Annotated in this window: 14 protein-coding genes; 3 read left to right on the plus strand and 11 right to left on the minus strand. The window is 33.8% G+C overall.

The window, feature by feature from the left end; translation table 11 throughout:
* The first annotated feature begins 13 nt into the window (after nt 1–13).
* Complete coding sequence (locus NCE97_RS15020; protein ID WP_353780104.1) at nt 14–2,092, plus strand: M16 family metallopeptidase; 2,079 nt, start codon at nt 14–16, stop codon at nt 2,090–2,092.
* Nucleotides 2,093–2,147: 55 nt separating this feature from the next.
* Here the strand turns inward: NCE97_RS15020 and NCE97_RS15025 are convergent, their stop codons facing one another.
* On the minus strand, nt 2,148–3,020 hold the full coding sequence (locus NCE97_RS15025) for a DMT family transporter (RefSeq protein ID WP_353780105.1): 873 nt from the start codon (nt 3,018–3,020) through the stop codon (nt 2,148–2,150).
* A 98-nt stretch (nt 3,021–3,118) separates the two neighbouring features.
* On the opposite strand from NCE97_RS15025, the gene NCE97_RS15030 reads away from it, so the two are divergent.
* The gene (locus tag NCE97_RS15030) at nt 3,119–3,517 is read left to right on the plus strand and encodes a heavy-metal-associated domain-containing protein (RefSeq protein WP_353780106.1); all 399 of its coding nucleotides are present in this window, start codon (nt 3,119–3,121) and stop codon (nt 3,515–3,517) included.
* Between the two features lie 70 nt (nt 3,518–3,587).
* On the opposite strand, the gene NCE97_RS15035 is transcribed toward NCE97_RS15030, so the two are convergent.
* From NCE97_RS15035 to NCE97_RS15080, 10 genes are all read right to left on the minus strand, one after another.
* Nucleotides 3,588–5,798 (minus strand): DUF5916 domain-containing protein, encoded by a 2,211-nt coding sequence (locus NCE97_RS15035; RefSeq protein WP_353780107.1) that lies wholly within the window; start codon nt 5,796–5,798, stop codon nt 3,588–3,590.
* A 574-nt stretch (nt 5,799–6,372) separates the two neighbouring features.
* Complete coding sequence (locus NCE97_RS15040) at nt 6,373–6,687, minus strand: hypothetical protein (RefSeq protein WP_353780108.1); 315 nt, start codon at nt 6,685–6,687, stop codon at nt 6,373–6,375.
* A 17-nt stretch (nt 6,688–6,704) separates the two neighbouring features.
* Entirely contained in the window at nt 6,705–7,616 is a 912-nt protein-coding gene (locus NCE97_RS15045) for a hypothetical protein (protein ID WP_353780109.1), read from the minus strand.
* Nucleotides 7,617–7,619: 3 nt separating this feature from the next.
* Entirely contained in the window at nt 7,620–8,882 is a 1,263-nt protein-coding gene (locus tag NCE97_RS15050) for an MraY family glycosyltransferase (protein WP_353780110.1), read from the minus strand.
* On the minus strand, nt 8,879–9,289 hold the full coding sequence (locus NCE97_RS15055) for a hypothetical protein (protein WP_353780111.1): 411 nt from the start codon (nt 9,287–9,289) through the stop codon (nt 8,879–8,881). Before NCE97_RS15055 ends, NCE97_RS15050 begins: the two co-directional genes overlap by 4 nt.
* 6 nt (nt 9,290–9,295) lie before the next feature.
* On the minus strand, nt 9,296–9,592 hold the full coding sequence (locus NCE97_RS15060; RefSeq protein ID WP_353780112.1) for an excalibur calcium-binding domain-containing protein: 297 nt from the start codon (nt 9,590–9,592) through the stop codon (nt 9,296–9,298).
* Between the two features lie 13 nt (nt 9,593–9,605).
* Nucleotides 9,606–9,845, minus strand: a complete 240-nt coding sequence (locus NCE97_RS15065) for a DUF4236 domain-containing protein (RefSeq protein WP_353780113.1) — start codon at nt 9,843–9,845, stop codon at nt 9,606–9,608.
* A 90-nt stretch (nt 9,846–9,935) separates the two neighbouring features.
* Entirely contained in the window at nt 9,936–10,106 is a 171-nt protein-coding gene (locus NCE97_RS15070; protein WP_353780114.1) for a hypothetical protein, read from the minus strand.
* Between the two features lie 97 nt (nt 10,107–10,203).
* Entirely contained in the window at nt 10,204–10,872 is a 669-nt protein-coding gene (locus NCE97_RS15075) for a response regulator (protein ID WP_353780115.1), read from the minus strand.
* A 10-nt stretch (nt 10,873–10,882) separates the two neighbouring features.
* On the minus strand, nt 10,883–12,544 hold the full coding sequence (locus NCE97_RS15080) for a tetratricopeptide repeat-containing sensor histidine kinase (RefSeq protein WP_353780116.1): 1,662 nt from the start codon (nt 12,542–12,544) through the stop codon (nt 10,883–10,885).
* 560 nt (nt 12,545–13,104) lie between these two features.
* Here NCE97_RS15080 and NCE97_RS15085 point away from each other — a divergent pair.
* Nucleotides 13,105–13,779, plus strand: coding sequence for a hypothetical protein (locus NCE97_RS15085; protein ID WP_353780117.1), 675 nt, complete (start codon nt 13,105–13,107; stop codon nt 13,777–13,779).
* Nucleotides 13,780–13,873 lie beyond the last annotated feature (94 nt).

Here is a 13,873-nt window from a genome sequence, read left to right on the forward strand (position 1 = left end):
AGTATCAAGATATATGAAAACTAAAATAATAGCATTATTTGCAATGTTTTTTGCGGTTGTTTCAGTTAGTGCGCAAGTAGACAGAACAAAACAACCAAAACCAGGACCAGCACCAAAGATTACATTAGAAGTTCCTGGTGAATTTGAATTGAAAAACGGAATCAAAGTTCTCGTTGTAGAAAATCACAAACTTCCTAGAGTTTCTTATTCTCTAAGAATTGACAATAAGCCTTCTACTGAAGGTGATAAAGCAGGAGTTTCTAGCTTATTAGGAGCTATGTTAGGAAACGGAACTACAAACATCTCTAAAGATGAATTCAACGAAGAGATTGATTTCTTAGGAGCTAACCTAAGCTTTGGTTCATCTGGAGCGTTTGCAAGCTCATTAGCTAAATACTCGGATCGTATTCTTGAGTTAATGGCAGATGCAGCAATGAATCCATTACTTACCGAAGAAGAGTTCAACAAAGAGAAAGACAAATTATTAGAAAGCTTAAAGTCTAATGAGAAAAGTGTCGATGCAGTAGCAGGAAGAGTTGGTGCTGCTTTATCTTACGGAACACATCACCCAAGAGGAGAATACACTAGTGAAGATACTGTAAAGAATGTTACATTCTCTGATGTATTAGCATATTACGAAACACACTTCAATCCAAATAATGCATACATCGTTGTTGTTGGAGATGTTGATTTCCCTACTCTAAAAAAGCAAATCAAAAACCGTTTCGGAAAATGGGAAAAGTCAGCTGGAATTGATGTTACTATTCCAGACCCAAGTCCTAACGCACAGTATACTCAAATTAACTTTGTAGACATGCCAAATGCTGTACAGTCTAATATTTCATTGACTAACAATGTTGATTTGAAAATGAAAGATGAAGACTATCATTCAGTATTAATAGCTAATAAAATTCTTGGTGGAGGATTCAATAGTTATTTAAATATGAATCTTCGTGAAGAGCATGGGTACACTTACGGTGCTCGTTCTAGCGTAGGAACTAGCAGATGGAATGCATCTCGCTTTACTGCAGGAGCTTCAGTAAGAAATGAAGTAACTGACAGTGCAGTTGTTCAAACACTTAAAGAAATAAAGCGAATTAAGACTGAGCCTGTAGAAGCAGACGCTCTTAAAAATGCAAAAGCGAAGTACGTTGGAGATTTTGTATTAGCCTTAGAAAGACCACAAACAGTGGCTAACTACGCGCTAAACATCAAATTAAATGATTTACCTAGCGACTTCTACACTACATATTTAGAAAAGATCAATGCAGTTACAGCTGAAGATGTAAATCGTGTTGCAAACAAGTATTTCAAAACAGAAAACGCACGTATCGTTGTTGTAGGTAAAGGAAGTGATGTTTTAGAAAATCTTGAAAAAACAGGAATTCCTATCAAATACTACGATAAGTATGCAAATGCTACTGAAAAGCCTGTATTCTCTAAGCCAATACCAAAAGACATTACTGCAATGTCTGTTGTTAAAAATTATGTAGCGGCTATTGGTGGCAAAGATAAAGTTAAAGAAGTAAATACTGTTTTAACTAACGCAAATGTTACTATCGAAGGTGCGCCTTTTAAACCAACAGCTACCATCAAACAAATGTCTCCAAATAAGTTCTCTATGGAAATGGTTATTGAAGGAATGGGAACAGTAATGAAGCAAAAATTCGATGGTGCTTCTGGTTATCAAGAGCAACAAGGTCGTAAGATTCCTATGGAAGAAAAAGATGTAGATAAGCGTAAGCAAGAAAGAGGTTTATTTCCAGAGCTTTTTATGGAAGCTTCTAATATAGAGCTAGAAAGCATTGTATCAGTAGATGGTACAGACGCTTACAAGATTAAGTATACAGAAGGGGATGAAGTATCATACAGATATTACAGTACAGATTCTAATTTATTAATCAGAACTGAGTCCACTCAAGAAGCGCAAGGACAGAGTGTAACAACTATCAGTGACACAAATAACTACAAGGAAGTTAATGGAGTTATGTTTCCACACACAACAAAAATAACTGCTGGACCTCAGGTTATTATTTTAAATGTTTCTGAAATAAAATTAAATGATGGTGTTACTGACGAAGACTTTAATTAGGAATAGTTATAACTCCAAATAATACTAAACCGAGGTTTCTAAAATCTCGGTTTTTTTATGCTCTTTTGTTAGATAAATACACCCCTACTAAAATTACCACTGTAGCTAAAGCTTGAATTACATGAAACTGTTCACCATCAATCAATCCCCAAATAAGTGCTACAATTGGCATTAAATAAGTTACAGAAGAAGCAAAGACAGGTGTAGAAATTTGAACCAACTTATTGAACAGCACCTTTGCCAATGCCGTTCCAAAAATTGATAATATCAATACATACAATAACGACATTTTCAGCTTTGGATCCTCAATATTAAATTCTGAAAAGAAGCCTGTAAAAAATAAAATTATAATTGCAGGAAAAATGATTGGCAAAAAGTTACCCGCTGCAATCGTTAAAGGCTTAACATCTTGAAGGTGTTTCTTTATGATATTCACATTGGCAGCATACATAATTGTTGAAGCGATTACAAAACCTGCATACCAATAATTCTGGTGAGGGTTTAAGTGAGCCCCTTTCAATATCAGCATTGCAGTCCCAACAAAACCTATAATTACACCTAGTACTTGTCTTTTAGTTGACGTAATCTTAAAAATTGCCAATCCCATCAATATAGTATTCAGTGGCACTAAAGAATTTAAAATCGAAGCAATAGCACTATCGATTTCGGTTTCAGCAATAGCAAAGAAAAAAGACGGAAAAAAAGACCCAAGAAATCCTGAAATTATAAGCCATATCCATTTGCTCTTATGGATGGTTTTCAAACTACCATAGCCTATTGCTAACAAAATTACACCAGTAACTATTATCCTTAACGAACCCAATTGAAAAGGAGACAAGCCGATTAGAGATTTCTTAATCAGAATAAAAGAACTGCCCCAAATAAGGCTCAGAACTATTAAATAAATCCATTTTAAGCTACCAGACAATACTAATGTTGTTTTAAAAGAATCACAAAAATCGTTAATTCTCTTACAAGAAACACCAATATTTTTTAGATTTGCTCTAAACCCTATAATTAATTACTATGAAGACATTCAAAAATATATTAGGTATTGCCGTTCTTTCTTTACTGGTTTTTTCCTGTAAAAGTGAAAAAGCTCCAGAAGTTAAAACTGTAGATACTGAAGTAGAAGCCAAAGTAGAAGTTGCAGAATTAGATCCAAATGCAACCTATGCGAAAGCAGAATTTACTATCGAAGGCATGACTTGTCAAATGGGATGCGCTAAGACCATTGAAAAGAAAATGGCTAAAATGGAAGGCGTAAAATCTGCGAAAGTAGATTTTGGAAAGAAGCTTGCCATGGTAGAATATGATGAAGCTAAAGTTACTCCAAACTCTCTTGAAGAAGTGGTTGCCAAAGTTGGAAAGATGTACGAAGTTAAAGACATGAAAACTGTAGACAACTTTTCTTCAGACAAGTAAGTACATTCTCAAAAAATAAAACAAAAAACCTCACCGCTAAAGTGAGGTTTTTTGTTTTCCATTATGCCAATTAAAACTGTTTTAAAAACGTAATCTTACTAATAAACTGTGTACTTTGCTGAGAAGGGTCAAAAATATCAGTTTGTGTATCATTCAAGACTAAGTATATGAATGACAAGGGCATATATTCCCAGCTAAATCGTACATTCCAGCGTCCTTGTTCGTTAAAACTATTATATTGGTAAAAGGTAGACATTTGCACTCTGGGATTAAGTGCTAGCCGCAAATTGGCTGTATATAAATCAGTCTCTAAATCTTCCTGCATAACCCCTACCCCATTTATATCATTATGTTCATAGTTGAAAGAAAATGTAGCCTGTGGAATTGGAGCAACTCTAGCAGAAGCATTTATTGTGGTTCTTGTTCCATTGTAAAAATTTCCAAAATTCACACCAACATCTCCTGACCATTTCTTAGAACGATCTGTATTATATCGAACCGTATATCTGGTATAGAAATATCGATCCTGTTCAATTTCCAGACCCAAAGGAGCAAAATCAAAGTTGATATTTTGCCAAGTTGGCGTCGTTGAGACTTCAACGAAACTATTATCCTTAAACCATGTATACACAGGAAAAATGTATAGGCTTGCCTGTTGAAAATTATCAGGATTATCCGCATCATGATTATAATTCACAAACATCCCTGGATCCCATCTTCGAATCCAATCTATATTCTTTGGCCTCCAGATATAGTAACCTCCGGGATTATGTCTTATTACATTGTTTTGTCTCACAAAACCCATTCTAGGATTGTAGTTAGAGTCCGTATATTCTGTCACCCAACCATAATAGTAGTTGTTAGTATCATTACCGATAAAAATACGTCCAGCAAATCCTGTATCTCCAGTCAATTCATCAATGGAAGTTGACATTATGTATTGTATATCCCATTGACTTGTTGGCCTTATTTGCCCATCGATAGTAATTGTCGTGTTATTATTACTTTCTAAATCTAATTCCGAATATGTATCATCCAATCGATGCGTAACCATTACACCTACATTATTCTCTCTTCCGTAGTTTTTTAAATATCTAAACACACCAAAATTGGCTCCAGCAGAATTTTCCGTTTCCCGCTGTCGAACAAAAAGTCCAGCTAAAGCGTTATTCTCCGTCCGCTGAGTAAATCGAGCACCTACATCAATAGGAGCTGGAATAGCATTAAACTCCCCTTGAAGACCAATACGCCTGCTAAAAAATGGTCTAATAGATTGTTGTAAACCACCTGCCCAAATTCCTGAATTTTCTAAAAAGAATTGTCTACGCTCTGGGAAAAATATATTAAATCGCTCAAGGTTATTAACTGCACGATCTACATCAGCTTGAGCAAAGTCTGTATTTACCGTAAGATCTAAAACGGTTTTAGGATTAATCGCCCACTTGGCATCAAAACCAATTTTAGGCTCACTCTGTTTATCATTTAAAACACCTCCTGCCTTGTTTTCATCATACTGATACAAAGCATAAGGCTCAACTCTAATATTTGTAGATGGAGGAGGCGCTTCAATACCAGTTAATCGAGCGGCATAGGTCATGCGATATGGTGTAAATGATTGTGGAATTGCAGGAAACGAAGACACTTCAATATCTCTCCTAGCATACCGTACTAAAGTAAATCCAAGTTCTATAGCACTACCCTCTTCAGGAAGGTTATAACGCAAAGACTTAAACGGAATAGCCATTTCTACCGTATAACCATCTTCAGTTCTTTGTGTTCTCACTCTCCACAATGTATTCCAACCAGTATCAAAATTGTTACCATTAAAGTTTTGAAAGTCGCGCTGATTGCCATATGGTGTAGTCTGAAATCCCTGAGCGTATTGTTTGAGGTTTTGAGGATCTAGAGCTATTCCAAAAATGTCATTCTCTCCCCAGCTAAAATCTCTTCTAAGATCCTGAATCCGTATTCCTTTAACACCTACAGAATCTTTACAGAATGCACCTATATAGAGGTTTTTATCGTCATACAGAAAACGGACTTCAGTAACATACTTTACCTTACCGCCTTGTCGAGGCTCTCTTCTAAAAAAATCGTTGACCATCATAGCTTCCTGCCAATCTGATTCATTAAGACTACCATCAAGATTAATATTGCTTTTTGCTTTTGAAACCTTGACTTCTAGTTGTGTGTCTGGTGGTTGAAAATTGTCAGCATTGTTTTGCTGTCCAACAAGCTTGAAAGTAACAATCAAGCATATAAAAAATATACTATAACGCATTTCTTCTAGGATTATAAGTTTTAGTTAGGTGTAATAAGTTTAATAGGAAAGGAAACTAGATAGAAGCTATACTAATATATAGCATTAATACTTCCAAAAGTGCTCAACAACACTTTAGAGATAATACGTTTCAGTACAAAAATTTTGATTGCTTTTTCTAGCTCCTATTACCAGATAGGAGGAGGCTTGTTATAAACACATCTAGGAAGCACAAAACAATGCAGAGGTTGCTCATAGTGATCTTGAAAAACACTCCTGTAAGTGAAATCAGTAAAGTCATTTTCAATTAATACACTCTCCCCATCAATAAAATATGTGTGATCCTGTGACTGAGAAATGATATCGCAGAGTTCACAATGCTCCGTATCAGTATCTTCATACCAATGTGAAATAGAATGCGCACTTCCTACTCGTAGAAAAAGAAATGCAGCTAAAAGGAGTATTGCTTTGATATTTTTAATATCGACCTGCATCAGACTAAATTAAAAAATTATCTAGTCTACTTAGTTGCTTTTAACATAATGCTATGAAAAAACAAACCTCACTATAATAGAATAAGGAGGTTTGTTTGTCTTCAACCACTACATTTACAATGCCTCATACCAAGCTCTTTGGCTCTTTTAACTGATAAAATGTATACTGTTGACTTGCATCTCTTAAACGAGGCATGACTTGTAGACGGATGGTATATCTTACTCTGGCCACAACGATACACCTTTGTAGTGTCATTAAGCACAGGTAATGTATAATTAGAAAAAGACTGAATAGGATCTAAATCTGATTGAAATGATGGTGAGGTTATATAACTTGGATTATCATTTAATGTTTTTGATTCTCTTCCAAGAAAAAATGATAACGTGATTGCTAGAATAAAAAGTGTGGTTTTCATTTGTCTTTGGGTCATAATTAATTTTCATTCCAAATAAATTTGCTAACGATTGAGTTCATATTTGAAGGTAGATCCGCACCTTTTACCTCCGCATGATTAACCCCCATTTGCTCTAGCCAGTTTTGCCAATATGCTGTAATAACATCTTCTTCAAAAGGGCTATTATTATGGGGATTAATACCAAGAACTAAAACATCTAGTTCATCCAAATTTTGATTTGCAGGAATTAGCCCAAAGTTTTTCTCTTTCATTAACTCCTCCCAATTAGAACCTGTTAACTTATTAGAGCGAATTAACTGCGGGATTAAATAGGTAGTCTGGTTCTGATCTTCATATTTTGTATTCTTATGAAATACATATCCATCTGTTAATACAATTAAAATATTCCTGTATCCACTTTTGATACAATAATCATTTACTTTGCTTTTAAAGAATCTCCACGTATCACTACCAATAAATTTATTATCTCTTATTGCTGCCTCATAGATTTGTGTTGTTATGCTATCGTACAGATTTGAAATAGAATGAATTCTTTCCTTTGTTGCATTATCTTTTGTGATTCCAATTTTTAGAGAATTTACCTTGGCGTTTAGAGATTTATCTGCAGGCTCGGGATCTAAGTAAAGCTGAATATAATCATTGAGTTTAATATATTTTTTATTTACTAAATGCGTTTCGAATGCCTCTACTATTGAATTTATATATCCTATGTCTCGCTCATAGTAATTCATTGTAGGATTAGGATATTTTTCTGGACTAATTCTATCTGATAGGTCAATTAAAACACTAATGTTTAGGTCTGCTCTAACGGATGATAGTTTCTGTGACGATGTATAACTTTCTTCTTTATCAATATGAACCTCTTTAGGATCGTCTTTACAAGACATAAAAAGAAAAGTGATTAAAAATAAGCATCTGTATTTCTTCATATCTTAATTTGTTAATTTATACAATCTCCCTTCGTAATCTTCATTGTTAACACTATGCTTTTCAAGATGTTTTGCTTCTTCATCTTTACAGAGAGACAATAGTTCGTTTCTACGTTCAAGTCCATCAAAATTATCTGTTATGGCCAAATACCACCCTTTTACATATTCTGTATGATACGTTAGGTAGTGCTTATTCGAAAAAATAAAACCATCAATAATTCTCTGAAGATCTTCAATCTTAGCTTGAATTTCTGAAATCTCTTCTTTTAGTGGATTTAGTTTTTTAATCTGTTTAGATATCTTAAGCTCACAGTTTTTTATATCATCTTTTTTTGTTCTGATGAAAGATTTGATTTTATCAAAATTATCATACTCTTTCATAATGAAATCAAAGACCAATCCCCATATGATATAGACTACGAAACCAGCAAAAATAATTCCCCAAAACTCTGCTTTTGTAAAAGCAATTTCGACATCAAAAGGAGGTGAATTCAATGTTTTCTCAATGTCATATATTTTTTTCTCAATTTGATAGGCAAGTATGGCATCAAAAATAAAAGTGATCACAAAGAGAGTCCCAATTTTAAAATAAGATAGCCAACCCTTATGCTTTTGAAACATATGTATTAAGTAGCCCAGACCCATAAATGCAAACGGAATGGTGACTATAAATATACCTTCTAGCAAACCATCCTCGAAGGCTTTTGTAAGTGCATGCCCATCAAAAATGGCAGCAGTTAACTCGTTTGAATCAAAGTTTTTAAAAAACGCTGAAAACGATGCCGACATATAAAAAACCAAAAGATAAAATGTTATAGGAATTAAGACGATTAGTCCTAAATAAAATTGAGCCTTAGGTTTTTTATCTACTTCCAATCCATAAGCTTCAGGATTCCTTCTCACTTCGACCATATCATGTTTAAACTTTGATATTTTTTCCTCTTCTTTTTTTATAGACTCTTCAATTAATGCCTTAGCAGTTTTCCTTTTTTTAAGCTCTATTTCTTGCCTGCCTTTATCTTCCCTGTATGGTTTATTGAGCTCGTCTTGCAATTCTTTATTCTCACGACACTTACCCTTATAATCCATATATACGTCCTCCAAACAAGCCCTGAAAACCATGTGATTACCCTGAGCTTGTTTAGAAGAGCCATAACCACTTTCAAAAAAGGTTAGCTTAATTTTTTTTGTATCCTCTTCTATGTTTTTTTTGGGGGCTTCAGAAGAATCATTTTTTAGAGCAAATATTTTTTTTAGAGCACTCATATCGCATTTGTTATTTCTTTAATTAGTTCTTGTTTTGAGATGTTTTCTTTAGCTCTTTCCAAAAGAAAATCTGATAGTTCTTGCACATTCTCTTCTAAAAACCCAAACTTTATACAATACTTCTTTAATGTGTTTTCTTCATCTTTAGTAACGATATTGTCTGCCCAAATCATTATGGCAAGATCATATAAATAGTCAATACGATCTTCTAAAGTTTCTGGTAATGAAGTCCCATGAGAAGGATTTTGCAATATCTCATTTAGTTCATTAGTACTAACACCCCTTTCTTCAGCAAATCTGTATAACATTTGCAGCTCAAGGACATCAAAATTATCATCTGAAAACGCCATTTGGTATAGCCTCAAAAAATGGCTTTTTAGCTCAGTAGTTATATTCGGATTCTCCATGTTTTATTAATTTGATAGGTTTTCACAAGCTATACCATCATTATCTGAATCGAGATTGCCGTAACAATTCGGATCATTATCATAAGTCGATTGTGCCTCAGATTGAGAAGAAAAATCTGAGCAAGTTCTCGTTGGGCAATCATCATCCGAGCATGAAACTATACTCAATATGGAGATCATAATTATTACAATAATACATCCTCCTTTGGGTTTTTTATAGGTTTTACGATTCGATTTAGGCGTTACATAATGCCCTTTAACATAAGTGCCATCTTTTTTGAAATAACCTTTTCTGTATGCCATTTTTTAGTTGGTTTTAGATTATAAATACTATTGTTACTGAAAGAATGAATAAGAGAACCAACATACATCCTCCTTTTCTCCCTTTAGAAAATGATTTTCTATAGGTCAAGCCTGGAATTCCTGTCCTTATTGAATAACCTTTAGAACTTAAAGACCCTCTTTTGGAACGATAGCTTGGCGTAATGCCAGATTTGCTAATGTTAATTCCAAAGTTCTTTCCAAACTTTATTCTCTTCTGAAAACGGAAGCTCATTTTTTGATAATTAATACCTCAAACATAAACCCATTAAAAACCAAAGCCTTACGGAAATCCGTAAGGCTTTGGTTACACTGGTAAGATGTGTTAAGCATACCTTATTAATTTCCAGGTTACAGCTTTCTTTCTGTTTGGAGGAAATGTTTCGTTTTTAGATAGAGGAATTTCATCTGAATAACCATCTTGAGATTCCCATACTCCAGATTCGGGACATTTTTCTCCTGTTCTTCTTGTCGTACCAATTGGTGTTCTTGACATCGCTTTAGTTTTAAATATTAATAATATCCAAATCTAAAACTAGGATAGAGCTATACCTTACGGTATACCTCAGGGTGTTATTATTTTGAAATTAATTTTAGATTAAACCTCTGTCGATAGCTATAGCTACAAGTTGTTCAGAAGTATTTGCATCAAAAAGCACCTTAAGTTTATTAATTCGCTTTTCAATACTGCTTAGGCTGCGTGCAGGGAATTCTTGTTCCTTAAAATAGTCTGCTATCTGTTCTCTTTTTAGCCCTTTAGCAAGGAGTTGGAGTAATATTTCATCATACATATCAGTTTGGGAAATATCATCCACATTTCTTAGTAATTGTTCTATTCCATAAGAGTAGTATATTTTGCCCTCTAGTAAGGCTTTGATGGCTTTCTTTAAGTCATGAGATTCTTCTCGACCTTTTTCAACATAAGCGCCTATCTTGTATGTGTCTAAAAGGCTTTTTATTTTTCCTATTCGATGCTCAACAGAGAACACGATGATTTTTAAATCAGGTTGAATCGCTTGAGCAGCTTCAATGAGGGCTTCACCAGATTTTAAAGTTCTTTCTCGATGATCCGCCTTAAAAGATAGGTCTGTGATCAAAAGATCAAATGGTTTGCCTGCTTTAAATGCAGCTTTGACCTTTAGCAATGCGTCATCACAATATTGGGCGCTGACAATGTTAAGAATATTTAATTCTGTAAGGATGCGTTCAACACCTTTATTGATTGAATTTTGGTCTTCGGCAATTAAAACATTTTTAAACATTTAAGGCGATTTAACTGTTAAACTTCAAAGTGGCTTTAAAACCATTTCCTCTTGAAGTTGTAAAACTAAATGATCCTTTAATGCTTTCAATACGGGATTCCACATTTGCCAGCCCGTTGAACTTGGTTTCATCAACAGAAAAACCTAAACCATCATCCACATAACGGATTTCTTTTTTGTTGTTATGCTCTTTGAAAACAATACTAACCAGTTTGGCTTTACTATGCTTTTTCATATTTACCATAAGTTCTTGCAAACATCTATAAACAACCATCTTTTTATGGTCTGGGACTTTGTTCCAGTTAATGGTGTTAATATTGTTGATTACGACTTTAGTACCTTCTCGGTTATGTTGCATTAAAAGATTGGATAGGCTTTTAGAAAAGTTTGCCAAATCTATACTCGCAGTTTCTGTAGAGATATCTCGTGTTCTTAAATAAATATCTTCAATGTTGTTGAGTAGTAAGTTTTTTTTGTCATTAGGAACGTCTATGTCATCCTCAATGTAATTCATTAAATCCGAAACATCATTTGCTAACTCATCATGGACTTTTTTCGAAAATTCCGTTTCTTTAAGGTATGCTTGTTTGATTTTGTCTTTTTTGTGTTTTGTACTCTGGGAATAGTATGTAAAAATTGAGATAAAGATTACTAATATGGCTATTATCAAATAAAGCAGCTTCATACTTTTTTCCTTTTCCTTTTCGAGAATAGCTTTTTGATTATCATATCTGATAGCTGCATAAAGGTTAGTAGATATTCTTTTCGCATTATCAATACTATCGGTAAGTCTTTTCAATTGGGGATAGTTATTGAAAAATCCTAAGTAACATTGCAATTCAAAGATTGCTATTTTTTCATTTATTCTGTTATTAGATTCAGCAATTGGAAGTGCCTTTTTAGTATAATCGAAGGCTTTTAAGACGTCTCCATTTCTTTTATAATGCTCCCCTAAACTTATATAACTACTAACGATACCTTTATCAAAGTTTTTTTCTTTTCTCAATAGTAACGCTCTTTCTAAATTGTCAATTGCCTTAGGATCATTCACAATAGACTGTGTTTTGCCTAAATTATTTAAAGTTCTCGCCATTTTTATTGAATCGTCAGCTAAGATTTCACTTTTCAATAAGCCTTTGTATAAGTAAATTGCACGATTAAAATCTCCTTTTTCCCTGTAAACATTTGCAAGATTATTAATTGCAGTAATTCTATATATAGAATCTCCAACTAGCTCTAGTGCTTTTTCATAATACTCTATTGAAGTACTAAAGCTTTTGCTCTCTTTATATAATATTCCTAAATGATTATACAATGACAATCTAAAACGATCATTAATAGGCTCATAAGGTGTTTTGTCTAAAAGCTTTAAAGCTTCAACAGCACTACCTTCACTTTCATATATCATTCCTAAACTATTTTGAATTTGAGCAATCGAGGTTAGGATAGATACTTGACCAAGAACATTATTATCATCAATGTGAAGTTTTAGTTGTTCATCAAAATATTTAAAACTTCTTGTTGCATCATATGCATTACTTGCATTTTCTGCTAAATCTGAATAATACTTTATACTATCTACACTTTGTTGTGCCAATAGATTATTGCCAAGTAATAAAACAACAATAATGATTTTACAAAAAAAGAGGAATGAAGTTTTTATTGCTTTCATTCCTCTAAAGTACTAACTATTATTGAGTTAATTAACCACCTGTTAATCCCCCTCCTGGTGGTGGAGGCGGAGGCGGCGGTGGGATGTTTCCATCATCATCGCAACATGCTTGAGGGTTGGTCACAGTTTCTGTTATGCTTTCCGGAGTGCAGGAAAAAAATCCCAAATTGAGGAAAGCCGCAATTAATACTAGATATATTTTTTTCATTTTGTGTTATTTAAAATTGAACAATGGTGTTGCTGTCCGAGCATTCTCAGACCTTATGGCGTCCATGCCATAGCACCTTAAAAACATGAAGAGACGTCTCTCTTTTTGGGAAGTTTGGAGCGCAGTAAGAAGACTATTAATACTTCCCAAAAACAGCACTGTATTACTGCAGCTCCTTAGATAAATTGAAGTGTACTAACCTTATAGTACCTAAGGCGTAAATCAATTATGAAACAAATGAATGAAGAATGACTTGGAAACCCTGGAAACAAAAAGGAAAAGAAATGGAAAAGATTTTCCAGAAAAATTCCAACTAGATAATTACCTTTAGTCAACTAATAACTAGCTATTTATGAATAATTTACTACTAAAAAGAGCTTTTGAGGAAGCAGAAAAAAGATTAGATACAGATGTCCCCACTAAGTTGGCTAAGCATCTGTCAGATTTTATTTTTAACGATGTTGGCGAGCAGTATGGGGAGAGAATTCTTAGGGATAAATACAATGCCGTAAAAGAGAACGACAACAAGAGGGTAAGCTTGAAGAGTTTTGCTAAAGAAGCCTTGAGTCATTTTATAGGATATAAAAGTTATGCTCAATTTGTAAAAGAAAATGTTAAAGAAGATTTGAATTTTTGGGATTGGGTAAAAAGAAAAAAAGTAGTCATCACTATTAGCATTTCCATTTTAATCCTATCAATATTTATAATAGCAGGAATTAATACACAAAAATGGATGGTCTGGCAAGAGAATCATTATATAGAAGTGAAGTTTGATTTGGAAAAGTATGATGTTGATCAGCTTAAACTTTACAGACAAGAACGTATCGATAATTTCAAGAAGATTATTCCAGATTGTAATACAGACTTCTTTAAGCCAGATGGAAGTGAAAATTTATGGTATGGGAAAAATGACAAAGGTGAATTGGAGTATTTCACAGATTTAGGATTGCATCCAGAAACAGGGAAAACACTTAAAAAGATAACAATATATATGATTCGGAAATACATATGCGAGACATATAATTAGTTTCATTTCACAATAAAACCCCCTATCGATAATTGATAGGGGGTTTTTGATATAGTCGGTTTAGGATGTTCTATTGTTGTCCCGGTCCACCAGC

Origin of the sequence: Winogradskyella sp. 3972H.M.0a.05 (assembly GCF_040493455.1) — a bacterium.
Taxonomy (GTDB): domain Bacteria; phylum Bacteroidota; class Bacteroidia; order Flavobacteriales; family Flavobacteriaceae; genus Microcosmobacter.